At 46.9% G+C, this 25,911-nt stretch carries 16 protein-coding genes and 2 pseudogenes; all 18 read left to right on the top strand.

The annotated features are described in order from the left end of the window. Positions 1–35: 35 nt before the first annotated feature. The gene (gene dusB / locus OCV72_RS04440; RefSeq protein ID WP_055282149.1) at positions 36–992 is read left to right on the top strand and encodes a tRNA dihydrouridine synthase DusB; all 957 of its coding nucleotides are present in this window, start codon (positions 36–38) and stop codon (positions 990–992) included. A gap of 194 nt (positions 993–1,186) precedes the next feature. Continuing rightward, positions 1,187–1,669: a transcription elongation factor GreA gene (gene greA / locus OCV72_RS04435; RefSeq protein WP_055282147.1), complete on the top strand. Its 483-nt coding sequence runs from the start codon at positions 1,187–1,189 to the stop codon at positions 1,667–1,669. 111 nt (positions 1,670–1,780) lie between these two features. Further along, the gene (gene lysS, locus OCV72_RS04430) at positions 1,781–3,826 is read left to right on the top strand and encodes a lysine--tRNA ligase (RefSeq protein WP_055282145.1); all 2,046 of its coding nucleotides are present in this window, start codon (positions 1,781–1,783) and stop codon (positions 3,824–3,826) included. 253 nt (positions 3,827–4,079) lie between these two features. Further along, entirely contained in the window at positions 4,080–5,480 is a 1,401-nt protein-coding gene (locus OCV72_RS04425) for a zinc-ribbon domain-containing protein (RefSeq protein WP_055282142.1), read from the top strand. A gap of 13 nt (positions 5,481–5,493) precedes the next feature. Continuing rightward, complete coding sequence (locus OCV72_RS04420; protein WP_022278688.1) at positions 5,494–5,673, top strand: hypothetical protein; 180 nt, start codon at positions 5,494–5,496, stop codon at positions 5,671–5,673. A gap of 564 nt (positions 5,674–6,237) precedes the next feature. Then, positions 6,238–7,068: a ParA family protein gene (locus OCV72_RS04415; protein WP_055282140.1), complete on the top strand. Its 831-nt coding sequence runs from the start codon at positions 6,238–6,240 to the stop codon at positions 7,066–7,068. Further along, positions 7,019–7,972, top strand: coding sequence for a ParB/RepB/Spo0J family partition protein (locus OCV72_RS04410; RefSeq protein WP_055282138.1), 954 nt, complete (start codon positions 7,019–7,021; stop codon positions 7,970–7,972). Before OCV72_RS04415 ends, OCV72_RS04410 begins: the two co-directional genes overlap by 50 nt. Before the next feature lie 244 nt (positions 7,973–8,216). Beyond that, positions 8,217–8,882 carry a hypothetical protein gene (locus OCV72_RS04405; RefSeq protein WP_055282136.1) on the top strand — a complete coding sequence of 222 codons (666 nt, stop codon included), beginning with the start codon at positions 8,217–8,219 and terminating at the stop codon, positions 8,880–8,882. A 69-nt stretch (positions 8,883–8,951) separates the two neighbouring features. After that, positions 8,952–13,208 carry a SpaA isopeptide-forming pilin-related protein gene (locus OCV72_RS04400; RefSeq protein WP_055282134.1) on the top strand — a complete coding sequence of 1,419 codons (4,257 nt, stop codon included), beginning with the start codon at positions 8,952–8,954 and terminating at the stop codon, positions 13,206–13,208. Positions 13,209–13,362: 154 nt separating this feature from the next. After that, positions 13,363–13,674 (top strand): hypothetical protein, encoded by a 312-nt coding sequence (locus OCV72_RS04395; protein ID WP_055282132.1) that lies wholly within the window; start codon positions 13,363–13,365, stop codon positions 13,672–13,674. A gap of 17 nt (positions 13,675–13,691) precedes the next feature. Continuing rightward, the gene (locus OCV72_RS04390) at positions 13,692–13,946 is read left to right on the top strand and encodes a hypothetical protein (protein ID WP_055194960.1); all 255 of its coding nucleotides are present in this window, start codon (positions 13,692–13,694) and stop codon (positions 13,944–13,946) included. Further along, positions 13,912–14,499, top strand: a complete 588-nt coding sequence (locus tag OCV72_RS04385; protein ID WP_055194958.1) for a hypothetical protein — start codon at positions 13,912–13,914, stop codon at positions 14,497–14,499. Before OCV72_RS04390 ends, OCV72_RS04385 begins: the two co-directional genes overlap by 35 nt. Positions 14,500–14,501: 2 nt before the next feature. Continuing rightward, positions 14,502–14,954 (top strand): hypothetical protein, encoded by a 453-nt coding sequence (locus OCV72_RS04380; RefSeq protein WP_055282130.1) that lies wholly within the window; start codon positions 14,502–14,504, stop codon positions 14,952–14,954. Next, positions 14,954–15,895: a hypothetical protein gene (locus OCV72_RS04375; RefSeq protein WP_055282128.1), complete on the top strand. Its 942-nt coding sequence runs from the start codon at positions 14,954–14,956 to the stop codon at positions 15,893–15,895. The genes OCV72_RS04380 and OCV72_RS04375 overlap by 1 nt, the downstream gene beginning before the upstream one ends. Before the next feature lie 843 nt (positions 15,896–16,738). Next, positions 16,739–17,092 carry a TnpV protein gene (locus OCV72_RS16860; RefSeq protein ID WP_081020997.1) on the top strand — a complete coding sequence of 118 codons (354 nt, stop codon included), beginning with the start codon at positions 16,739–16,741 and terminating at the stop codon, positions 17,090–17,092. Between the two features lie 1,955 nt (positions 17,093–19,047). Next, positions 19,048–24,942 (top strand): annotated as a pseudogene (locus tag OCV72_RS16580) (MutS N-terminal domain-containing protein); the annotation flags it as partial. Between the two features lie 139 nt (positions 24,943–25,081). After that, positions 25,082–25,471: an ankyrin repeat domain-containing protein gene (locus OCV72_RS04360; protein WP_172677204.1), complete on the top strand. Its 390-nt coding sequence runs from the start codon at positions 25,082–25,084 to the stop codon at positions 25,469–25,471. 125 nt (positions 25,472–25,596) lie between these two features. Beyond that, a pseudogene (locus OCV72_RS04355) lies at positions 25,597–25,899 on the top strand (DUF3848 domain-containing protein); the annotation flags it as partial. Positions 25,900–25,911 lie beyond the last annotated feature (12 nt).

Here is a 25,911-nt window from a genome sequence, read left to right as displayed (position 1 = left end):
AATTGTAATCTGAGTGTGATAACAGGAGTAGAAAAATGAAAATCGGGAATGTTAATCTGGCAAATCCATATATACTCGCACCGATGGCGGGAGTAACGGATCTGCCTTTCAGACTTTTATGTAAAGAACAGGGAGCAGGGCTTCTCTGTATGGAAATGATCAGTGCAAAAGCTTTGCAATATAAGAATAAAAATACAAAAGCATTGCTGGCAATCCATCCGGATGAGTATCCGGTGTCATTGCAGCTTTTTGGATCGGATCCGAAGATTATGAGCGAGATGGCAAAGATGATAGAAGAACTGCCATTTCAGATCCTGGATATTAATATGGGATGCCCGGTGCCAAAAGTAGTGCGGAATGGAGAGGGATCCGCACTTATGAAGAATCCAGAGCTGGTACATGAGATCGTATCGGCAGTATCAAAGGCAATTAAAAAGCCGGTAACGGTGAAGATCAGAAAAGGATTCGACGATGATAATATCAATGCTGTGGAGATCGCAAAGATTATCGAAGATGCAGGAGGTGCAGCTGTTGCAGTACACGGACGGACAAGAGAACAATACTATTCCGGAAAAGCAGACTGGGATATCATCCGTCAGGTCAAGGAGGCTGTATCCATTCCGGTGATTGGAAACGGTGATGTGACTTCCGGAGAGATGGCACTTCAGATGAGAAGAGAAACAGGCTGTGATGGTGTGATGATCGGAAGAGGTGCACAGGGGAATCCATGGATATTCCACGAACTCCAGGAATACGAAAGGACCGGTGTTGTTCCGCCGAGACCGACTCCGGAGAAGATCAAAGAGACGATGCTAAGACATGCAAAACTGCAGATTGAATTCAAAGGAGACTTCATCGGAATCAGGGAGATGCGTAAGCATGTCGCCTGGTATACAAAAGGAATGAAAGGTTCTGCAAAACTCAGGGATGCGATCAATCAGGTGGAATCTTATGAGGAACTGGAAGTACTTCTGGACAAAGCAATCGTATAATGTACAAAAATGCTGAAAATAAAGGAAAAACGGGTACTTGCAGGTGATAAAAAGATTGACATAAAACATGCATTTATGTATAATAATGAAATTGTGAAAGTATCATTATTCTATGACAGATTAATTATTCAGATAGATGATTCAGGCATAAAAATGTCAGAGTAATATGGAACAGAAAAAGGAGCAGGAGACAGATGGAAGCAAAGAAAAAATTACTTACTTATGCTGGTTTAAAAGCACTGGAAGATGAACTTGAGAACCTCAAGGTTGTAAAACGTAGAGAGATCGCCCAGAAGATCAAAGAAGCAAGAGAACAGGGAGATTTATCAGAGAATGCAGAGTACGATGCAGCAAAAGATGAACAGAGAGACATTGAAGCACGTATCGAAGAACTGGAAGCAATTCTTAAGAATGCAGAAGTTGTAGTAGAAGACGAAGTTGATTTTAATAAGATTAATATCGGATGTACGGTAAAAGTATTCGACATCACATTTGATGAAGAGATGGAATTCAAACTGGTTGGTTCTACAGAAGCGAACAGTCTGGAAGGAAAGATTTCCAATGAATCACCGGTTGGCCAGGCATTGATGGGCAAACAGATCGGAGATGTCGTAACTGTAGAGACGCAGGCTGGAGTAATGGAGTACAAGGTACTGGATATCAGCCGTTCATTATAACATTATAAAATAAGAGACAGACGGGCATCCGTCGAAGAATAACCAGAATACATGACTCAGGCCTCTCTCACACGGGAGGTCTGAATTCGGATAAGGAAGGAGAATAAAAAAGTGGCTAAGCAGCAGAACAACGGACAGGAACAGGACGTGAACCAGTTAAGAAAGGTTCGACGTGAGAAATTAGCAGACCTTCAGCAGAATGGAAAAGATCCATTTCAGATTACAAAATTCAATCAGACACATCACTCATTGGAAGTGAAGAGTCTGTATGAAGCACATGAAGCAGAACTTTTAAAAGACCACCAGACACCAGACGTAGAGGGAATGGATGAAGAGCAGGCAAAAGAGGTCCTGAAGAAAGATTATGAAGAGAGAAGAAGTATCATGGATGCCAATCCAATTCATGTATCTATCGCAGGACGTATGATGTTCAAGAGAGTTATGGGTAAGGCTTCTTTCTGCAACATTCAGGATCTGCAGGGAAGTATCCAGGTATATGTTGCAAGAGATGCGATTGGAACAGACTCTTATACAGATTTTAAACGTTCTGATATTGGTGACATTTTCGGATTAGAAGGATTTGCGTTCAGAACAAGAACAGGAGAGATTTCTATCCATGCAGAGAAGATGACACTTCTTTCTAAGAGTTTACAGATCCTTCCGGAGAAGTTCCATGGATTAACAGATACCGATACACGTTACCGTCAGAGATATGTAGATCTGATCATGAATCCAGAGTCAAAAGAGACATTTATCAAACGTTCTAAGATCATCAAAGAGATCCGTAACTTCTTAGATGGACGTGGATTTATGGAAGTAGAGACTCCGATGCTGGTAAGCAATGCAGGTGGAGCGGCAGCAAGACCATTCGAGACACATTACAATGCGCTGAATGAAGATGTGAAACTCCGTATTTCTCTGGAATTGTACCTGAAGAGACTGATCGTCGGAGGACTTGAGAGAGTATATGAGATCGGACGAGTATTCCGTAATGAAGGTGTAGATACACGTCACAATCCGGAATTCACACTGATGGAATTATATCAGGCATATACAGACTATGAGGGAATGATGGAACTGACAGAGAGTATGTTCCGTTACCTCGCAGAAAAAGTGTGCGGAAGCGCAGTTATCAGCTACAACGGAACAGTTATCGATATGGCAAAACCATTCGAAAGAATTTCTATGATCGATGCTGTTAAGAAGTATGCAGGTGTTGATTTTGCAGAAGTTAAGACAGACGAAGAAGCTAAAGCATTAGCAGATGAGCATCATGTAGAATATGAAGAACGTCACAAGAAGGGTGACATCCTGAACCTCTTCTTTGATGAGTTCTGTGAAGAGAAGATGATTCAGCCAACATTTGTAACAGATCATCCAATCGAGATTTCACCACTGACAAAGAAGAATCCGGAAGACCCGAATTATGTAGAGCGTTTCGAGTTATATGTATATGGACGTGAGATGTGTAATGCATACTCAGAGTTAAATGACCCGATTGATCAGAGAGAACGTTTTGCAGCACAGGAAGAAGCATTTGCAGCCGGTGATGAAGAGGCAAACCACACAGATGAAGATTTCCTGAATGCACTGGAAATCGGTATGCCGCCAACAGGTGGAATCGGATACGGAATCGACAGACTGGTAATGCTGCTGACAGATGCTCAGGCTATTCGTGATGTGTTATTATTCCCCACAATGAAACCCTTGAATGGTGTAAAGGACGAAATTGGTGTAAACAAAACCGAGTCCGAAGCACCAAAAGCCGAGCCGGAAAAGATAGATTTTTCCAAAGTAGAGATTGAGCCTTTGTTCAAGGATTTTGTGGACTTTGAAACCTTCAGTAAATCCGATTTCAGAGCAGTCAAGGTACTTGCCTGCGAAGCCGTACCAAAGTCCAAGAAGCTACTCAAATTTACGCTGGACGATGGAACAGGCACGGAACGCACGATTTTAAGCGGTATTCATAGCTTTTACGAGCCGGAGGAACTGGTTGGAAAGACCTGTATTGCAATCGTCAACCTGCCGCCAAGACCGATGATGGGCATTGACTCCTGCGGTATGCTGATCAGTGCGGTACACCACGAGGAAGGCGAAGAAAAGCTCCATCTTTTGATGGTAGACGACCACATTCCGGCAGGCGCAAAGCTCTACTAAAACGGGATGTACTTCATTTTCCGAAAACCTCGGATTTTACACAAATACACCAATTTTACACCAATCGGTGCTAAAATCGGTGCAGTAACAAAAAAATCGCATAATTTTTAGTTTCACACCGCCCCTGAGAAGGTATAGCTTCTCAGGGGCTTCTGTATTTTCTCATAGTTTTTACTCTCCCCGTCGCAAACTATACCAATCCACGCTTTCTCAATATAATGAAGCTAATCGCAGAGGAAGGAGAGGATTGAGTATGAGCAATATTTTATCAGAGGTACACCCTGAACTTGTTGCGGAATGGTCGGATAAAAACCTGCCGCTTACACCGGATAGGATTACATACGGCTCAAACAAAGTCGTTTGGTGGAAGGGCGCTTGCGGTCACGAATGGCAGACCAGTGTTAAGGCTCGTTCAAACGGCGAAAACTGCCCAATCTGCTCAGGCGCAAGAGTGATAGAGGGCGTCAATGATTTGGCAACGCTGAAGCCGGAACTGGCTGATGAATGGTCGAGTAAGAATGATCCGCTGAAACCGACAATGGTAACGACAGGCTCTCATAAGAAAGTAATCTGGCGGGATAAATATGGTCACGAATGGACAGCAACGGTTAAGAGCAGGGCGTTAAACGGCACAGGCTGTCCGTATTGCTCCCATAATAAAATCTTAGTAGGATTCAATGACCTTGCCTCACAGCGCCCTCAAATCGCTTCTGAATGGTCTGAGAGAAATTACCCACTAAAGCCTGATATGGTTACGGTCTTTGCAAATCGGAAGGTATGGTGGCGGTGCAGCAAAGGTCACGAATGGAACACGCTTATTTCCACTCGTTCAGGCGGAAGCGGGTGTCCTTATTGCAGCGGTCAACTTCTGCTGAAAGGATTTATTGATTTCGCCACAACACACCCTCAGCTTGCACAGGAATGGTCAGACCGGAATCTGCCCTTTACTCCTGATATGATAAATGAAAAGTCCCGCAGAAATGTCTGGTGGAAGTGCAGAGAGTGCGGGTATGAATGGCAGTCTGTTGTTTATGCCCGTGTAAAAGGAACGGTATGCCCTGTCTGTGCGGATCGGGCGGTTATGGCAGGGTATAATGATTTAGCAACGACGGACGCACATCTTCTTTCGGAATGGGACTACGAAAAGAACAAAAATATTTCCCCAAACAAAATATCAAGGCACTCAATGCAGAGCGTGTGGTGGAAATGTTCACTCGGACACTCGTGGAAGGCAAAAATTTCAGAAAGAGCGATTGAAGGAAAAGGCTGTAAGGTGTGTGAAAAAGACTATCTGACGGTTTTTCCGAAGCTGGCAGTTATGTATTATGCAGCGAAGAAGCGCATAAAGGTACAGACGGATACGGATAAGATTATCGGCATACCGCTTGAAATCTATTTGCCTGAAGAAAAAGCAGCGATTGAAACGGTTAGTCGGACAGAGAATGTAGAAACCTTGAAAGCATATCTGTGCCGGAAGCGGGAGATCAAACTGATTAAAATCCCCTATACATTAGGAAACAGCGAAATAGACTTCGCTATGAAAATCAAAAAAGCGTTTCGCAGCTTACATATTTTCATAACCTCGAATGAAGATGAGGATACAGCGTTTATCCGGCAGAGGTTTTTTGAATGGAGAAAAGGACAGAAAAAATAAAGGAGGCGGTTTGATGAAAGACAGGCAATTTCATATCTATCTTGATGACGAGGAGTACGGACAGGTTTTGCAGGCGTTAATCGCCCTTAAAAATAATCTGATAGCGCAAGGCAGATATACAGACGCAGTAGATGATGTCCTTATCAAATTTACAAAAGCACGAAAGAAAAAAATTACCGTCCAATACATCTAAATAAAACTGTAGTTATGCCGCTTGTTTCTTTACGGAGAAGCAGGCGGCTTTTTTGCGTTTTTAGGGCAATTTTCAAGGTCAAAAAAATTTTTTTCAAATTTTTTTCGGAAAAGGGGCGATTTTGGGTGTGCATTTTGACCCCCTTTGTCCAAATGAGTGAAGGGGTTATTTTCCCGATAGGGATTTCCCCCTTCAAAGTACCTTGAAAATTGAATAGTCAGGCGCTAAGGACATTAGTTCTGATGAATAGCCCGAAGGTGGGTACGCCGAGACTTTCCCATTGTATTTATGGAGAATGAGCGAGAATCCCCGACCTGAAATTCAGCTTGCTACTGAAACGGCAATGACAGTCAGAATGATAATGATACTTCTCTACGGAGCTGGCGGAGTACCCGGCAGAGGTGAGATTCCTATGATACGGTTTCGCAAACTGTAACCTTAGCGCTTCCCGTACAAAGCAAATCGCTTTCCGCAGGGGGCGTTGAGAACAAATACTGCGGTCTTTACATAGCCGCCTCTTATTGAGGCAGGCTGTGAAATCTATGAAAGGAGGTAAAGCCGGAGATGTCAAACTGCAAGACCATTGCGGTATGCAATCAAAAAGGCGGTGTGGGCAAGACCACGACTACGGTCAATTTAGGCGTCGGACTTGCTATGCAAGGGAAAAAGGTGCTTCTGATTGACGCTGATCCGCAGGGCGATTTAACGACCTGCCTCGGCTGGAGGGATACCGACAGTCTTTCCGTAACGCTGACAGAGAAGCTTCAGGCAATCATATCGGAACAGGAGCAAAATCCTTTTGACGGTATTCTGCAACATAAAGAGAAAGTAGACCTTGTACCGTCCAATCTCAGTCTATCGTCATTGGAAATGACGCTTGTAACGGCGATGAGCCGAGAAAGCGTCCTGAAGAATTATCTGAGCCTTGTAAAAGACAAGTACGATTATGTCCTTATTGACTGTATGCCGAGCTTGGGCATGATTACCTTTAACGCTCTAACGGCGGCGGACAGCGTGATTATCCCCGTTCAGGCGCAGTATCTTCCCGCTAAGGGAATGACGCAGCTTTTGGGGACGATTGCGAAAGTGAGGAAACACACAAACGCCGATTTGAAAATCGACGGTATTCTTCTGACGCTTGTGGACGGAAGGACAAATCTTGCGAAAAGCACAGTGGAAGCGCTCAGGGAGAATTTCGGCAGCCATATCAGGATATATCGATCAATGATTCCGGCAGCCGTAAAAGCCGCAGAGGTATCTTCTAAAGGGACAAGTATCTACACCTATGAGCCGAACAGTCCGGTGTCTAAGGCTTACGCCAGTTTCACAAAGGAGGTGTTAGCCGATGGCAGGCAGAAAGAGCGACTTCACGCTGCCCACGAACACGCTCGATGAGCTGTTTTCCTCTCAGGAGGAAAGGGACGAAGCGAAGCTGTCAAAAATCAGGGATATTCCGCTTGAGGAAATCGACGATTTTCCCGACCACCCGTTTCAGGTGCGGGAAGATGAGGATATGTTTCAGCTTGTGGAAAGTATCAAAGAGCGTGGCGTGATTACTCCCGCTACCGTAAGGCAGAAGGAGGACGGAAGATACGAGCTTATTTCAGGACACAGGCGAAAAAGGGCTTGCGAGCTTGCCGGATTTGAAACGCTGCGCTGTGAGGTGGTAGACCTCGACCGTGATGAAGCAACGATTTTAATGGTCGAAAGCAACTTCCAAAGGTCGCAGATACTTCCCTCGGAGAAAGCCCACGCATATAAAATGCGGCTTGACGCTATGAAAAGACAGGCAGGCAGACCGAGAAAAGAAAATGCGTCGCCAGTGGCGACTAATTTTTCAAAAGGGCGTTCTGACAGTGAACTCGCTGAACAAGTAGGCGAAAGCAAAGATCAAGTTCGCCGATATATCCGCTTGACTAACCTTGTCCCCGAACTGCTTGAATTTGTGGACGAGGGCAGGATTAAAATGCGCCCCGCCGTTGAGCTGTCCTATCTGAACGAGGACTGCCAGAGGGATTTGGTGGACGAAATCGACTTAAACGATTGTACCCCGTCACACGATCAGGCAATCCGTATGCGGAAGTTTTTCGAGGAAGGCAAGCTGACTACGGAGGCAATCTCTGCAATTATGAGCGAGGAAAAGCCGAATCAGCGTGAGAAGATTGTTTTGCGTGGGGACAGGGTGCGAAACCTGATTCCGAAAAATATCCCCATCAACCAAACGGAGGAGTATGTCTGCAAGGCGCTGGAGCATTACAACAAGTTTTTGCGAAACCGTGCCGAGCGTGACAGCAGGTAAGGCGGAGTGTGTTTTTCTTCTTCCCCTTCCTCACACTCCAACCCCTAAACTATCTCACTATCCGAAAGAATAAAACTATCTCTCCTGATTACAGCTATCTCACCTAACTCAATCTATCTCAGAAAAACGCACCATTCCAAAGCACAGGAGGTATGCCCTATGATGTAAGATTAACCTTCGTTTCACACCTTTGCCTGAAATGCTGTTTCGCATTACAATGGCGGCAGAAAAGGAGTGAAACGCAATGAAAACAAAAACGATTGTTTTTTTATTGGCTCTTTTGCTGACTGTGCTTGCAGGCTGCAACAATGCCCCGCCGAATGAAGATACGCCGCAGCCGTTTTCTTTTTCGGAGAGTGTTCAAAGCACCTCTGAATCCGAAACACCTGCGGGAAAGGAAAGCAAGGAGGTTGAAACAACGCCTGAAGCCGTGCAGGAAGTAAAGCCGGAAAAGCAGGAAGAAACGACGGAAACGGATACGGTCAGCTCCGAACAGCCTCAGACTGTTTCTGAAAGCGGGCAGGCGGCACAGTCCGCCGAACAGCCCGATAAAGCGGATAAGACCGAACATTCCGTATCCACATCGCAGCCGGATATTCCAAAAGAAAGCGAAACGCTTGAGCCGCCTGAAACGGAAGAAACACCGAGCAAAACCGAAACCGACTTTGACATTGACTACTGGATTTCCTTTGTAAAAGGCTACGCTCAGAGTGTGGGACTTCTGTTAGACAGCGAGGCAATTTACTGTTGGGATAATCCGATCCGAGCCGGAGCGCACTGCAAATATCTTGAAAGGGATATTCACAGCCGCTTGGATCGGTACAAGGCTGACGAAGAAATCACAGCCGTATGGATTTGGGCGGAGGAAGTCTCTGACGGAATCTACGACATCTATATCTGCTATGCTTAAATTTAATATTCCATTTTGAGGACGCACCGAAAAAAACGGTGCGTTTTTCTTTTTCAAGGAGGATTTCAGATGAAAATTAAGAAACCAAAGCGCATTATGTCGCTGTTTCTTGCAGCGCTGATGTGCGTGACTTCCCTTGTAGGGATTGGTACGACTGCCTATGCCGCAGAGGAAACGGACGATGTGTACCTTATCTCATATCCCCGTGATGGGGACTCGAATTACAACGCCGAATGGGGACACGGCAGCCTTACCTTTATGAACGGCTGGAAAACAGGCACTTCCCGTTATACAACCGTCCGTGCGATGGGATCGTACAACGGAAATATCTGCTACTGTATTGAGATCGGCGTCCCGCAGCAGACCGGAGACAGCTTTACCAAAAAGGGCGAGGATTTTTGGGACAACTACCCTGCGTCCTATAACAGCACCATTTCTCCTGACGATATTAAGCTGTTCATTGGTCGTATCTTCCAGTACGGCTATACGGGAACAATCTCAACCTCGTGGCGTTCTCAGAACGAGGGCGGCGATAAGCTGGCTCACGCAGTCGCTACACAGCTTCTCATTTGGGAAACCGTGATCGGCGAGCGTGATGAAAACTTTAACAAGGTCAGCACAGGCGGCAGGGACGCTGTTCTGGATCAGATCAGTCGCAGCCACCCGATTTATGACAAGATTATGAGCTACTACAATTCAATGGCTGCAAGTGTGCAGAAGCATTCCAAGCTGCCGAGCTTCCTTTCCAAAACGCCGGGAAGCGCACAGGAAATTGAGCTTAAATGGGATGGCTCTAAATACACGGTTACGCTGACGGACAGCAACAATGTCCTTTCCGGATATAAGTTTTCGTCCAATAATTCGGGTGTTCAGTTCTCCGTAAGCGGCAACAAGCTGACGATCACTGCTGAAAAAGCGCCGAGCGATGGGCTGACGATTACCGCAGAGAAAACAGCTCAGAGAAAGGGCGTTATCACTTGGACGGACGGTATCTATGGGCCGAACGGCGGTGTGCAGGATACCGTAACCTATGCTCAGACGGTCAATGATCCGGTTAAGGGATTCCTTAAGTTAAAGGTTTCCTATGGATCAGCGAAAATCGTCAAAACCAGTGAGGACGGAAAAGTTGACGGTATTTCCTTCCGTATTCAGGGCAACGGCATTGATAAAACCGTTAAGACAGAAAACGGCGGTCAGATTCAGGTCGATAACCTAATGCCCGGAGTATATACCGTAACCGAGCAGGAATATGACCGCTACGAGCCGCAGGAGTCCCGCAGAGTAACCGTAGTTGCGGGACAGGTTGCGACCGTCAACTTCAACAACACGCTGAAGCGTGGCGATATTGAGGTTATCAAATCCTCGGAGGATAACTTCAATGAAGGCGTGACCTTCCATCTTTACGGCACATCGCTCTCCGGCATTGCCGTGGACGAGTATGCCGTTACGGATAAAAACGGTGTGGCGACCTTTGAAGATGTGCTGATCAGCGGCACAACGCCGTACACCATCGAGGAAGTGGATACCGCAATCCGTTATGTCATTCCCGCAGATCAGACCGCACCCGTCAAGTGGAATGAGGTCACTACCCGCAATTTCACAAATATCCTGAAGAAGTTTACCGTTACCGTCACAAAAAGCGACGCTGAGACGGGAACGGCTCAGGGCAATGCCTCGCTTGCAGGCGCAAAATACGGGATTTTCAAAGGCGAACAGCTCATTGATGAATACTATACCGATGAAAACGGTCAGTTTACCACAAAAGAATATATCTGCGGTGCGGACTGGACGATCAAGGAACTGGAGCCGAGTGAAGGCTATTTGCTCGATCCGACCGTCCATAAGGTCGGCGCAGAGCCGGAGCTTTATACCATCGAGCATAACCAGACCGCAAATGATGTAACAGAACAGGTCATCAAGGGCAATATCGCCATTATCAAACATACGGACGATGGCGAAACACAGATTGAAACGCCCGAAGAAGGCGCAGTTTTTGAAGTGTATCTCAAATCCGCAGGCTCTTTTGCGAACGCAAAGGAATCCGAGCGTGATACGCTCATCTGCGATGAGAATGGCTTTGCACAGACAAAGGATATGCCTTACGGCACATATACCGTTCATCAGGTATCCGGCTGGGAAGGCAGGGAGCTGATGGACGATTTTGATGTATTCATCGCAAAGGACGCCCAGACCTACCGCTATCTGATTAACAACAGCAATTTTGAAAGCTATATCCAAGTAGTCAAGGTAGACGCAGAAACGGGCAAGACCATTCCCTATGCGGGCGCAGGATTCCAGATTTATGATCCGTCCGGCAATCTTATCACGATGGAGTTTACCTATCCTACCCCGACAACCGTTGACACTTTCTATACCGACGCTAACGGCTCGCTCGTAACGCCGGAAACACTGCCATACGGTCAGGGCTTTTCTATCGTTGAGGTACAGAGTCCTTATGGATATGTCCTTGATTCTACGCCCGTCTATTTTGATGTCACGGAAGAAAATTCTTCTGAGGAAAGCGGGGTAACAGTGATAAAAGTTGAAAAAACCAATATGCCGCAGAAAGGCACGATCAGCATTGAAAAAACGGGCGAGGTATTCTTCGGCGTTTCGGTAAGCGGCGGAACAGATGAAAACGGGCAGGAGCTTCCCGTTATCTATCAGCCGGTCTATGAAACACAGGGGCTGCCGGATACCGTTTATGAAATCCGTGCCGCCGAAGATGTGGTAACGCCTGACGGAACTCTCCGATACAGCAAGGGCGAGCTGGTCGATACGGTTACGACCGATGAAACCGGCTTTGCAAAAAGCAAGGAACTCTACCTCGGAAAATATGAGATAAAAGAGGTCAAGGCAGGCTATGGAATGGTGCTGAGCAGTGAAGTCCATACCGTAGAACTCATTTACGCCGGACAGAATGTAGCTGTAACCGAAACGGCGACTTCCTTTGTCAATGAACGGCAGAAGGTTGAGGTAAGCCTTGAAAAAGCGCTGGAGACAAACGAACTGTTTGGTATCGGCAATAACGGAGAAATCAAAAATATCAGCTTCGGCTTGTTCGCCGATGAGGAGCTTGTGTCCGCAAGCGGCACTTCCATTCCGAAAGACGGTCTGCTTGAAATCATCACGCTTGATGAAAACGGCAGAGCGACCGTAGGGACTGACCTGCCTTTGGGCAGCTATTATGTAAAAGAGCTGGCGACTGATGAGCATTATCAGCTCAGCGGCGAAAAATATCCCGTTGTATTTGAATATGCGGGACAGGAAACTGCAACGGTAGCGATTGCAGTGAATAATGGTGAGCCGATGGAAAATAAGCTGATCTACGGCTCTGTATCAGGTAAGAAGGTTGACGAAAACGGCGATGGACTCGGCGGTGCGCTCATTGGTCTGTTTAAGAGCAATGATGTGGAATTTACCGAAGAAAACGCCCTGATGACCGCCGTATCCGGCGACGATGGCAGCTTCTCCTTTGAGAATGTGCCTTACGGAAGCTGGTATATCCGTGAAATCAAGCAGCCGACCGGATTCGTCCTTGATGAAACGGTTTACGATGTAAACATTTCAGAGAATGAGCAAGTTATTGAGATTGAAATCGTAAATAAGTTGGTGCGTGGCAATATCGCTCTTACGAAAGTGGACGCTGAATATACAGATACCAAACTGGCAGGCGCTGTTTTTGAAGTCTACAAGGATTCCAATGACAACGGCGAGCTTGACAGTGAGGACGAGCTGATTGGGACACTGACCGAAAAGGAAATCGGGCAGTATGAAATGAACGATTTGCTCTACGGACGCTATTTTGTGAAAGAAAGCAAAGCGCCGGAGGACTTCGTTCTTGACGAGGGTGTGTACGAGGTATTCATCGACACGGACGGTAAGACCTATCAGGTGGAAAACACGGAGGGCAAAGGCTTCGCAAATGCGCCTATGCGTGGAAACCTGAAAATCGTGAAAACATCGTCTGACGGAAAGGTGGAAGGTTTCGCTTTCCGCATTACCGGAGCAAACGGCTATGATGTTACCCTTGAAACGGACGAAAATGGCGAAATCTTCATTGAAGGACTGCGGATCGGCGAGTACAAGATTTCCGAAGTAAATAATTCTGTTTCCGCTATGTATATCCTGCCTTCCGACAAGGAGGCTGTGGTACAGGTAGGCTCTACCACGGTCGTTGAAATGCACAACGAGCTGAGAGATACACCGAAAACCGGAGATAACAGCAAACTCGGTCTTTGGCTTACTCTTGCGGGCGTATCGGTAGCAGGCATTGCGGCTTGCGGTATCATCGGTTTTAAGAAAAAGAAGAAGGAGGATAACTGATGGAACTGAAAGCGATCATCGGAATTGCTTTGGTCGCCTTTATCGTAGGCGGCTTTATCTTTTTGCAGATCCGTAACAGAAAGAAAAAGTAAGAACTTCTGCGGGGCGGGGCTTAAAAACTCCGCCCCCCCTTTTTCTATTTTGGGAGGCTTAAATGAGAAACTTGAAAACGATTGAAAACCGAGTGCTTGCGGTGTTAAAGGAACACCCCGAAGCACGAAATGACGATATGAAGCTGTATTTGCTTGTCAGCAAGGCGTGTATCTATGATACCCACGGTATCAGCCATTTCAGCTTTGAAGATGTGATGAGCAATTACAAGGCTTACGGTATCCCTTGTTTTGAGAGTATCCGAAGGACACGACAAAAAATTCAGGCAAAATACCCTGAACTTGGCTGTTCCCCCGAAGTGCGCAGAGCAAGGCATAAAATGCAGCGTGTCTATTCCGACTACGCTAAGAGCTAAGACAGGAGGTAAAAGAAATGGCAGCGAAAAAAAGTACAAATACCGCTTTGCAGCAGAAAGTAAAGGTGCTTGCAAAACTTTACGATTCCGGCTGCAAAACTGAAAAGGACTTGAAGGCGCTGAGCCTGCAAAGTATTTTGAAAATCCCCGATATTTCCGTTTCCGATATGACGGTTATTACAGAGCTTCAGGAGCAGATTGCAAAAAACAGGCTCTTTTCCTATTTGGGAGGTGCTGATGATGAGCAGCAGTCAGAACAGAGCGACGGATAAGCATATTATCTGGAGCGATATAAATCTCAACCCTGATGATTGGCGTGACAATTATAAGGATTTCCTTGAAATCAATGAAATTGACGGAGATCCAAACGACGAACATAAGCTGTATGAATATATGGTTGAAACCAATGGCGAGTATCTTTCCGATGAACGGGAAAATCTCAATGTCCAGCTTTCTCAGCCGATTATCGTTATCGGCGACATCGGCAGATGGAACGGCAGAGTGATGGGCTATAAAATGATTGATTCCGGCAACATCAAGGACTGCCTGTATTCCGATACGGATATGACTGAATGGTATGTGGATAAGTACGGCGATCTTCGTGCCGACGCTGTTCATCACGATGGGACAAATCACTATTTGTACCGTGTGTTTAAGGATACTGTTTCGCCGGAACAGATTGAACGATTGCAGGAAAAAATCTATTTTGGAAAAGCTACACGGGCAGATATAACGAAGGTGACAAAACGGCTTGGAGATGAAATTGCGGCAGTCTATGGTTTCCACATACCGAAACAAAGAACAGCAGCCGAGAAAGAGAGGTAAGTATGCTTTCTGATGTTACTAACGAAAAAATTAAATATGCTAACTGTGGTGAGAATCGTGAATTACTCATTGACGAAATAATCCGCATTGGCATTTTAGATGTTTCTGGAAATCCTATTGCGGGTTGCAAGGAAAGGATATGCGAGCTTTATAAGTCACAACCTTTGTCACAGAAGGAATTTGGAGAAAAGTTAAACGCACTGTTTGCACCCAATGGATATAATCCAGTTAGCTTGCCGGCTGATGATCACACGCCATATAAACCATTCAAAATTGTATATAACAACGCCGGACTTCAATTTATGTTTAGGGACAGGAATGATAATATCCATTCGGAGTGTATTGGATGGAACGAAGTGGCACGGCGAACGGGTAGAATGATTCGACGAAGAGAATACTTTGCCAATGAGTCGCTTTTGGAATTACGAAAAGTCAGAGAAAGGAGCGAACGCTGATGGATTTTGTTATCAATCCCCTTACGGAAGCAGAATGCAAATACACTTACGCACAAAGCACACAGATAGAGGGACAGACAGGTTGCATAGGGCATTTGCGAGGCGATTTTGGCTCAGGCGGCAATGAGTTTTTTACCTCTTGGTTTGACCACAGGCGTGATTTGAAAACAGACCAGTTCAAAAACGAGCTGGACGAGGTTATCAATGCTCTGCGCTCTGAAGAATACGGGCTGTTAAAAAGCCGCACCGATATGTCACAGTATGCGAAAAGTCGTCCGGACAGTGCTTTTGAAGGCAGTTACACCACCGAGTATGGATTCCGTGCTGATACAGAAAAGTATGCTTTCCTGATACGCTGTAACCCTACCCGTGGAGACTATAACTTCTATTGCTACTGTTATGTGCGGGAATGGCTTGACCGCCATATGGAAAAAGCGAGCCGTGGAATCCGCTTTATCACGCCGGATTATAAGGAAAAATTCATAATTCCCGATGGAGATAAAATCCGCATTGCTTTAAGCGACGGTGAACAGCTTGACCGTACCTGCCGATATATCAATGAAAACTATTTGGAGGTTGGCAGCAATCTTTATCACATCTGTGAGTTTGCCGAGCGAATGGAACAGAACGGGAACACTGTGATCCCCCTTCGTTCCTCTTTGCCTGAGCAATGCTATGTATTCGTGCAAACGGAAAATTGCGTCGGCATTGTCAAAAAGGGCGAAAGCGGATTTTACCGCACGGATATTCAGGGCGGTAAACCAAGTGAAACAAACGCCCTTGTAAACGAAATGAACGAAAAGCTCGGCTTGACGAAAGCTCAGGTGGAGGCAATGAAAGCAGGCTCAATGTTTGGTTGGGGCACACCTGCCGCCGATCCGAAAAGCTATGACAAAAACGGTATTCCAGTAAAGCCGAAACAAAAAGACTATGAAAGATAGGAGGAGTATAACCGATGGCACGAAAGTACGACCTGATTTCTGAAATGTACCGCCGTACCGCACACGCTGTTGTGTCCGATGTTCAGAACTGGCAAGCCTTTTTGCGTTGCGCCTGCCGGAACTATCGTCTGCGCTTTGACGAGCAGCTTCTCATCTACGCCCAAAGACCGGACGCAACGGCAGTGCTGGAGATCGAGCGCTGGAACGACAAATTCGGGCGTTGGGTAAACCGTGGCGCAAAGGGTATCGCCGTATTTGAGGACGCCGACCGGAGCAGGCAGCGCTTAACCCATTACTTCGATATTTCCGATACCCACGCAAGCCGCTACTCCCGCCCCGTCCCGATTTGGGAGATGAAGCCGGAATATACGGACGATGTGATCGAATCCCTTGAAAACACCTTCGGCGAGCTGGAAAACAGGGAAAGCCTTGCGGACGCTGTGCTGAGCGCCGCTAAAAACGCCGTGGAGGATAATATCCCCGACTATTTGGGCGATCTGATGTATGCCGCAGATGACAGCTTCCTCTACGGTCTTTCGGAAGATATGATTACCGCTATGTATAAGAAGGCGGTAACAAACAGCGTGGCATATATGATGATGACAAGGCTTGGGATAGATACCGAGCCGTTTTTTGAAGCGGAGGATTTCTCTGTCATTACAAATTTCAATACGCCGGAAGCCTTAAACGCCCTCGGTATTGCGTCAAGCGATATTGCGGAGATGGGGCTTGGGGAAATCTCCCGTACCGTCCTTGCCCTTGAAAGGCAAAATCGCATCATTGCGGACAGAGAGAAACCGGAATACAATAAGGCTGAAAATAAAAGCGAAAGGAGCTTTGAAAATGAACGAGCTGACATACACAATGCAGGGCGATTACAATCTTCCCGACTTGACAATGCCCAAGCAGCCGGAAGTGACTTTGGGCAGGTACGCTCAGATGAGACGGAAATTTCTCAGGGAACACCACAAAATCCGGTACTACAATCTTCTAACGAGCTGCACCCTGACACAGCATTTGGCGGAAACCGAGCAGACAGCGCTCCGCTTGGAAGAAACCCTGATGAAGCAGATGGCGGCGCAGGAGGGCTTGACCGAGAGCCTGAAAGCGGCGGATATGATGAAGTGGGTACAGGGAATGAACAATCTGAGGAACAGAGTGCAGGAGATCGTGAAAGCGGAGATCATCTTCGCTTAGGTTATTACGACCGAAGCAACGAGGACAAGAGCCTGCCGTTTTTCGGCGGGGACGATACCATTCGTGAAATCCTCGGTACAACGCCCCACCTGAAAGCCTCGAAAGAGGAAATTCGTGCTTTCTATGAAAGCAATCCCGATAACGCCGCCCGTACCGAATATATCAAGGGTATTTTCAATAACGATTATACTGAACTGATTTTGAGCGACGGGCGGCGAGTCGGGTACAAAACTTGGCAGAATGTGCTTCAGCTTTGGGAGGGTAGCTATCTGTCCCGCACAAAGCAGAGCTTCTATGATTGGGGCGTAATCGCACAGCATTTTGAAGCAATGCGGCTGCTCGGCGAATTGCAGGATACGATGAAGCCGTTACCTTCCGTAGATGGACAACTGAACTTTTTGGATATGCAGGCAGAGGAAAAAACCTCTGCTTTTTCTTTTTCTCAGGAGATCATTGACGCTGTTCTCACCCGTGGGAGCGGCATATCTGAGGGAAAGTTCCGTATCTATGAGCAGTTTGAAAAAAGCTTGTCCACAAAGGAAAACGCCGATTTTCTGAAAGACGAATACGGTTGGGGCGGCTCCTATCCTGTAATTACAGGTACAGGGATTGACGAGCAGCACGACGGAAAAGGTATTTTGATTTCAAAGGGTATCGGGGACGATAAGCCGCATATCCGGCTGAATTGGAATCAGGTAGAGAAGCGGATTGCCGAACTGATACGCCTCGACCGTTATCTCAATCCAAAGGAAAAAGAGATTTACCCGCAGTGGCTTGAAAAGCAGGAGGAACGCCGAGCCGAACTTGCCGAAGAACAGAGAAACCGTGAAATCCTCTCATCTGCGCCATCCGAAAACAATACGGCTGTTTCCAAATCTTTTGAGTACAACGGTTATCACTTTGAGCCAACAGGAATACTCTCTGCCGGAAGGACGCTAAAAGAGATTAGTAATGAAACTATTTCCAACAATACTCTTGGAATGTCGGCTTATGAAGGGGCTACTCACCCATATTCTTACGAAGAATTTTATAATGCTGCAAATAGCTCATCAGCAGATATTTTCAAATGCGTAGAAAACGGCAGACTATATATTCCGGGCGAAAATGAGTTATTTGAATACACCGGAAACTTTAATCCGATTTTGTCAATCGAACAATCTGAAACTCCTGAAAATTCAGCGTATGCCTATCATCTCGGTGATACAGTGTATATGGGCGCTGACGAATATGAAATCCTTGCCTTTAATGATAAGCGTGTCGTTCTTCACGATATGCAGTATCCGTTGTTCCAAAAGGAATTGGAACGGGATGAGTTTGACCGCAGGGTACGGGAAAATCCGATGAATGACCACCTGAAGGTAATGAATCAGGCGGCGGTTGCAGAGCAGCAGCCTCGTTTCAATTCTATCGAGTTTGAAAAGCTCATTCCCCACCATATGCGTTTCAAGGAAACCGCTTTGGTAAACGGCAATGAGATGTATTGGGTAACGCAGGAGATTTTTACTGCCGGGGATTTAAGAAAGTTCCAGCAGGCTGTTCAGAGCTACGACGGGGATATTAAAAAATTCTATGTTACACCCCGTGATCTAAGCCCGTCCTACTCTTTTGAGGAGGATATGGAAAACAAGGTTTTGGCAGTTATCACGCCCGACACTATCCTGCAAGACGATTATATTCAGGCTGTCCGAAGCGAAGGACTCGGCGATTACCTTCAGCCGGAGGGAAAAGCTGATCCGGCTAAAGCGCCAGCCTTTGATATTGGTATGGGCTATCTCGGAAACGGTCTTACCGTCTGGAACAGAGCCGTTGAGGAAAACGGCGATTACCAAACGATTGCTCATATCAGCAGCGAGGGCGAAATCCGCTACTATGTGGACGGACTGCCCGATGATGTAGTGTCAAGGATTGAGCAGGCGGCGGCACGGGAACAGCAAAAAGCGTTGTTTTCTGCCGCTTATAAAGTCGGAGACAGAGTGTATTTGGACGGAAAGCCTTTTGAAATCACACGGGTAGATGACTGGAATGTGGAGTTGATGGATCGCTCTGTGCAAAATCCGCAGCCCCGTTTGGAGCAAAAGGACAGCTTTATGCGGCTTGTTCAGCAGAACGAGCGCAGCAGCTTTACGGACGCTTATCGTGCGTACAGCGAAATTAAGAGTGCTAATCCCGACAGCCTCGTGCTGTATCAGATGGGCGATTTCTTTGAAGCCTACGGTGCGGACGCACAGACCGTAAGCGAAGCGCTGGAGCTGAATCTTGCTTCCCGTTCTATCGGCGGCAATCAGCGGACACAGATGTGCGGCTTTCCGGCAAACCACTTGGAAACTTATGTCAATATGCTTCTTGACCGTGGCTTTGATGTAGTTGTTTCTTCCCTTGAAAACGGAGAGCGCAGCACCCGAAACATCGTATCGACCAATAAGGAAGATCCGGTGCAGTCGAAGCCGGTCGGCAGGATCGACTATCTGCACACGGACGGGACGGTGCGGGAAAGCGTTGAATACACCAGCCCCTATCAGTTGGAAAAGGATATAAAGGAAGAAAATTACTACGGTGTTCCTTTTACTGTCGTTTTCTATAAGGATAAAGATGGGAACACCATACCGCAAAATTTTATCAGCGAGCTTGATCCACAACCGAAAGGTGTAGAAATCATTGATTCGCCCTATCTTGCAAACGACAGGGCAGATGAAATGCTCAGGCAAGCGGAGCAGATTGCAGGAGAAAATACGCTTCCGCCCGACGAAAGATTTTTCGTCATTGAAACCGATGATGGCTATGCCATTTGGGACGATTTGACGGAAGCGATCTATATCGACGATGAAGGCGTCAGCGAGGAGTTTAAGAGCGAGTGGCAGGCAAACGACTACTTGGAGCAGGTCAAGAAATCTGTTTCCGAAAAGGAAGCTGCCGAATGGCTTTATGTGGAACGGGCAAAGCAGGACACATCTGCTAAGCAGCCTGAGCAAAATGAAGCCGAGCCATTCACGCCTGCTTTCAGCCAGCCGAAGCGCTCACGGGTACAGACCTTTGATCTGCACCCTGAAATCCCGTTGTCCGAACGGCACACCTTTGACCTTGCTTCTCACGAAGTGCCGGAGGCAGGCAAAAAAGAACGCTTCCGCAGGAATATGGAGGCAATCAGGGTGCTGAAGGAATGTGAGTTTGACAACCGCTTTGCAACACCCGAAGAACAGGAAATCCTTTCGCAGTATGTCGGCTGGGGCGGTATCCCCGAAGCCTTTGACGAGAACAACTCCTCGTGGGCGGACGAGTTTATCGAGCTTTATACCGCCCTTTCTCCCGATGAGTATGAAAGCGCAAGGGCAAGCACCCTGACCGCTTTCTATACTCCGCCCGTTGTCATTTCCTCGATCTACAAGGCAATGGAGCAGATGGGATTTAAGGAGGGCAATATCTTAGAGCCTTCCTGCGGTATCGGCAACTTTATCGGTATGCTGCCCCAGTCTATGCAGGACAGCAAAATCTACGGCGTTGAGATTGATAAGATTTCGGCGGGTATCGCACAGCAGCTTTATCAGAAAACCTCGATAGCGGCTTTAGCCTTTGAGGAAGCAAATATCCCCGACAGCTTTTTTGACGCTGTGATCGGAAATGTGCCTTTCGGCGATATTCGAGTGAATGACAGGAGGTATAACAAGCATAACTTTTTAATCCACGACTACTTTTTTGCGAAATCCTTAGATAAGCTCAGACCGGGCGGCGTGATGGCGCTTATCACGAGCAAAGGCACAATGGATAAGGAAAATCCCGCCGTGCGGAAATATATCGCACAGCGAGCCGACCTGCTCGGCGCTATTCGCCTGCCGAATAACACCTTTAAGGGAAACGCCGGAACAGAGGTCGTTTCGGATATTTTGATATTACAGAAGCGAGACAGACTTATTGACCTTGAGCCGGAATGGGTACACCTGAACACCGATGAAAACGGCGTGAAGATGAACGCCTACTTTGTCGATCATCCCGAAATGGTACTTGGCGAATGGAAAACCGTGTCCGGCAGATTCGGCGAGGAAGATACCGTTATCCCTTATGAAAACGCTGACCTTGCCGAGCTTTTGGACGAAGCCATTTCCAATATCCACGCAGAGATCACGGATTACGAAGTGGACGAGGAACTGACCGAAGAAGATAACTCCATTCCCGCCAATCCCGAAGTCCGCAACTTTTCCTATACGGTTGTGGACGATAAAATCTATTACCGTGAAAATTCCCGAATGACTCCGGTGGAGTGTTCCGCTACGGCTGAAAACCGGATCAAGGGTATGATTGCCATAAGGGACAGTGTTCGCAGCCTGATTGAAATGCAGACTGCCGACTATCCAGATTATGAAGTCGAAAAGGAACAGCAGAAGCTAAATGCGCTTTACGATAACTTTTCCAAGAAGTACGGGCTGATCAATTCCCGTGCGAATGTATCCGCATTTTCGCAGGACAGCTCCTTTGCCCTGCTTTCCGCACTGGAGGTGCTTGATGAGAATGGGGAGCTTGAACGCAAGGCGGATATGTTCACGAAGCGGACGATCAAACCGCACACCCCTGTTACCTCGGTGGATACCGCCAGCGAAGCGCTTGCCGTATCTATGGGCGAAAAGGCTCAAGTGGATATGGAATATATGTGTTCCCTTACGGGCAAGACCGAGCAGGAAATCTATGAGGAATTGAAGGGCGTTATCTTCCTGAATCCGATGTACGGCTACGGCGGCAGTGATGAGCAAAATTACCTGATGGCGGACGAATACCTCTCCGGCAATGTGCGGGAAAAGCTCGCTTGGGCGAAAAAATCCGCAGAGGTCTACCCCGAAGATTACAAAATCAATGTGGAAGCGCTGGAAAAGGTACAGCCGAAAGACCTGACTGCCAGTGAGATTTTCGTGCAGCTCGGCACGACTTGGCTGCCGGAAGAAGTCGCACAGCAGTTTATGTACGAGTTTTTGGATACGCCCGTTTATGCGAGATGGAATATCAAAGTCCATTACTCAAAGCTGACGGGCGAATGGAATGTGGAGGGAAAATCCTATGACCGTGGGAACCTGAAAGCCTACAATACCTATGGCACAAAGCGTGTCAATGCCTACAAGATTATCGAAGATACGCTCAATATGAAAGATGTGCGTGTCTTTGACTATATCGAAGATGATGAGGGCAAAAAGAAAGCTGTCCTCAATAAAAAGGAAACCGCTATCGCCCAGTCGAAGCAGGAGCTTATCAAGCAGGGCTTTCAGGATTGGGTATGGCGTGATCCTGCAAGACGGGAAAAGCTGGTGCGGCTGTATAACGACAAATTCAACAGTATCCGTCCCCGTGAGTATGATGGGAGCCATATCATTTTTAGTGGTATGAATCCGGAAATCGAGCTGCGGGAACATCAGAAAAATGCGGTCGCTCATATCCTTTACGGCGGGAATACCTTATTGGCACACGCTGTGGGTGCGGGCAAGACCTTTGAAATGACTGCCGCCGCTATGGAGTCCAAGCGGCTTGGACTTTGCAATAAATCCCTCTTTGTCGTGCCGAATCATTTGACGGAGCAGTGGGCGGCGGAGTTCTTGCAGCTCTATCCTGCGGCGAATATCTTGGTCGCTACGAAGAAAGACTTTGAGATGAAAAACCGCAAACGCTTCTGCGGCAGGATTGCCACAGGCGATTATGACGCCGTGATCATCGGGCATTCGCAGTTTGAAAAAATCCCGATTTCGGTTGAACGGCAGAGGGCTGTTTTACAACAGCAGCTTGACGATATTATCGAAGGGATTGCGGAGGCAAAGCGAAACCGTGGCGACCGTTTTTCCGTCAAGCAGCTTGAAAAGACGAAAAAATCCCTGCAAACGAAACTGGAAAAGCTGAATGATCAATCAAGAAAGGATGATGTCGTAACCTTTGAAGAACTCGGTATAGACAGGCTTTTCATAGATGAAAGTCATTATTACAAGAATCTGTATCTCTATACAAAAATGCGGAATGTAGGTGGTATCGCCCAGACGGAAGCGCAGAAATCTTCCGACCTTTTTATGAAATGCCGCTACCTTGACGAAATTACCGGAGGGCGTGGCGTTGTATTTGCAACGGGTACGCCGATCTCAAACAGTATGGTAGAGTTATATACGATTCAGCGGTATTTGCAGTACCGAACGCTGCAAGAACACGATTTACGGCACTTTGACGCTTGGGCGTCGATGTTCGGAGAGACGGTCACGGCAGTCGAGCTTACACCCGAAGGAACAGGATACAGAGCGAAAACACGCTTTGCGAAATTTAATAATCTGCCCGAACTGATGGCGATGTTCAAACAGGTGGCGGACATCAAAACGGCGGATATGCTCGATCTTCCCGTACCGGAAGTGGAGTATCACAACATCGCCGTGAAGCCGTCGCAGGTGCAAAAAGATATGGTCGCCTCTCTCGGCGAACGAGCCGAAAAGATAAGGGGCGGCAATGTGGATTCCAGCGTAGATAATATGCTGAAAGTTACGAACGACGGGCGGAAGCTCGCCCTTGACCAGCGAATGATGAATCCAATGCTGCCCGATGAAGAAGGCAGTAAAGTCAACGCCTGTGTGAATGAGGTGTTCCGTATATGGGAGGAAAACAGCGATAAAAGGCTGACGCAGCTTCTATTTTGCGACCTCTCCACTCCAAAGGGCACAGGCGAATTTTCCGTCTACACGGACATACGACAGAAGCTGATCGAGCGTGGTATTCCCGAATCGGAAATTAAGTTTATCCACGAGGCGGATACCGAAACAAAGAAGCAGGAGCTGTTCAAAAAGGTACGCCGTGGCGAAGTGCGAATCCTGATGGGCAGTACACAGAAAATGGGTGCGGGGACGAATGTGCAGAACAAGATCATTGCTTCCCACGACCTTGACTGTCCGTGGCGACCTGCCGATCTGGAGCAGCGAGCCGGAAGAACGGTGCGGCAGGGCAACGAAAACCCAAAGGTCGGTCTGTACCGATATGTTACTGAAGGCACTTTTGACGCATACTGCTGGCAGCTCGTTGAGGGCAAGCAGAAGTTCGCAAGTCAGATTATGACGAGCAAATCGCCCGTGCGTTCCTGTGAAGATGTGGACGCTACTGCTCTTTCCTATGCGGAGATCAAAATGCTTGCGGCAGATAACCCGCACATCAAGGAGAAAATGGACTTGGATATTCAGGTGCAGAAGCTGCGCCTTTTGAAGTCTAATTATCTTTCCGAAAAATATGAGCTGGAGGACAAAATCATCAAATATTACCCGACAACAATCGCCCGGATAAAAGAGACGATTGCGGGGCTGGAAAAGGATAGATCTCTTGCAAAAGAACACCCGAAACCTCTTGACGATACCTTCGTAGGAATAGAGGTTAAGGGTGTTTCTTATTCCGAAAAAGCGGAAGGCGGACAGAAAATCATTGACGCCTGCAAAGAGATGACCTCGCCTGATCCCGTCCCTCTCGGCAAGTACAGAGGCTTTGATTTGGAGCTTTCCTTTGATACCTTTGAGAAAGCCTATCAGGTAAAAATCAAGGGCAGCCTTTCCCGTTCCGTTTCTTTAGGTACGGACGCTGTCGGCAATATTACCCGAATCGACAATGCCATTGAGAAAATTCCTGAACGGCTGGAGGCAAAAAGCAGGGAGCTTTCGACCCTCGAACAGCAATTCGCTACTGCGAAAGCAGAGGTTGAAAAACCGTTTGACAAGGAAGAAGAACTGACCGAAAAGACAAATCGGCTCAATGTCTTAAACGGCTTGCTCAATGTAGACAAGCGGGAAAATGAGCTGGTGGACGGTGCGCCGGATGAGGGCGACAGCGTACCTGTTTCAAAGGAAAGAGCCTATGAGCGATAATCCTTTTGCGGTATGGGAGAAGTCTCATACCGCCTTTACATATTACGGCAAGGTGGAAAAAGACACAATTCTGTGATATAATAACTAAAAAACAAATTGAATTTTGAAATGTAGAGGACATAGGAAAATGTATCCAAATATGTTTAATAGAGATGAAATATTTTTCAGACTGGGTGTTGAGAAATCGGATGATTTACTGGAAAAGCTCAAAACGGTCGATAATCCCAATTTTCAGGATAGCAAAGGGTTCTCATATCTTCATAGGGCTTGTCAAAGTCACTACTTAGAAGCAATAGAAGTATTATTGGAAGCAGGCGCTAACCCAAACATCAATGATGAAAGAGGATTTTCTCCTATTTTGAGCGCAATAGGAACAATCAATGAGAAGAACAATGCGATTCTTGAGATGATGCTACAGCACGGATTAGATTTAGATAAAATGGAAGGAACTGTGACATTACGGGAACGGATAGAATCGTTTAAAGATGATGAAATGAATAAGCTGGTAAAAAGATATGGTTTAAAGTAAAATTTGTATTGCGTTCGTCAAACAAGTATAGCAAGGCATTATCAAATAACAAATACCTTTACATAGCCGCTTGGTTTTTAATGAAATCAGGCGGCTATATTTTTTGTTTAAGGAGGTGTTCGCATATGGGCGAAACAGACTACAACGCCCTGCTCTATGACAAGATGAAAGCCGAGCAGGACAAGTACAGAGATTGGCTGCTTTCACAGCCGCCGGAGGAAATTCTGAATCATACCTACGAGTACACGATGAAAGAGGACATTGTGATGTGTATGGAGGAGCTGGAACTTTCTCCGAAACAGGCAAAGGCGTTGCTTCGCTCTCCCTGCCCGCTTGATGATGTCTATAAGGAGTTTAAGGACAGAGAGGTTGAGCACATGGATACCATTCGGGATTCCATTGAAACAAGGGCAAACGATGTACTCAAACGGGATAAAAGC

Source organism: Dorea amylophila, assembly GCF_025567265.1.
GTDB lineage: Bacteria > Bacillota > Clostridia > Lachnospirales > Lachnospiraceae > Dorea_A > Dorea_A amylophila.
This window is presented reverse-complemented; position numbering and strand designations above follow the sequence as displayed.

Excerpts from the sequence above, each read along its gene's own strand:
- OCV72_RS04410 (WP_055282138.1), top strand. The coding sequence starts at position 7,019 with ATGGCAGGCAGAAAGAGCGACTTCACGCTGCCCACGAACACGCTCGAT.
- OCV72_RS16860 (WP_081020997.1), top strand. The coding sequence starts at position 16,739 with ATGAACGAGCTGACATACACAATGCAGGGCGATTACAATCTTCCCGAC.
- OCV72_RS04380 (WP_055282130.1), top strand. The coding sequence starts at position 14,502 with ATGCTTTCTGATGTTACTAACGAAAAAATTAAATATGCTAACTGTGGT.
- OCV72_RS04375 (WP_055282128.1), top strand. The coding sequence starts at position 14,954 with ATGGATTTTGTTATCAATCCCCTTACGGAAGCAGAATGCAAATACACT.
- OCV72_RS04415 (WP_055282140.1), top strand. The coding sequence starts at position 6,238 with ATGTCAAACTGCAAGACCATTGCGGTATGCAATCAAAAAGGCGGTGTG.
- OCV72_RS04405 (WP_055282136.1), top strand. The coding sequence starts at position 8,217 with ATGAAAACAAAAACGATTGTTTTTTTATTGGCTCTTTTGCTGACTGTG.
- OCV72_RS04395 (WP_055282132.1), top strand. The coding sequence starts at position 13,363 with ATGAGAAACTTGAAAACGATTGAAAACCGAGTGCTTGCGGTGTTAAAG.
- greA (WP_055282147.1), top strand. The coding sequence starts at position 1,187 with ATGGAAGCAAAGAAAAAATTACTTACTTATGCTGGTTTAAAAGCACTG.
- OCV72_RS04385 (WP_055194958.1), top strand. The coding sequence starts at position 13,912 with ATGATGAGCAGCAGTCAGAACAGAGCGACGGATAAGCATATTATCTGG.
- OCV72_RS04390 (WP_055194960.1), top strand. The coding sequence starts at position 13,692 with ATGGCAGCGAAAAAAAGTACAAATACCGCTTTGCAGCAGAAAGTAAAG.
- OCV72_RS04425 (WP_055282142.1), top strand. The coding sequence starts at position 4,080 with ATGAGCAATATTTTATCAGAGGTACACCCTGAACTTGTTGCGGAATGG.
- OCV72_RS04360 (WP_172677204.1), top strand. The coding sequence starts at position 25,082 with ATGTTTAATAGAGATGAAATATTTTTCAGACTGGGTGTTGAGAAATCG.
- dusB (WP_055282149.1), top strand. The coding sequence starts at position 36 with ATGAAAATCGGGAATGTTAATCTGGCAAATCCATATATACTCGCACCG.
- OCV72_RS04400 (WP_055282134.1), top strand. The coding sequence starts at position 8,952 with ATGAAAATTAAGAAACCAAAGCGCATTATGTCGCTGTTTCTTGCAGCG.
- OCV72_RS04420 (WP_022278688.1), top strand. The coding sequence starts at position 5,494 with ATGAAAGACAGGCAATTTCATATCTATCTTGATGACGAGGAGTACGGA.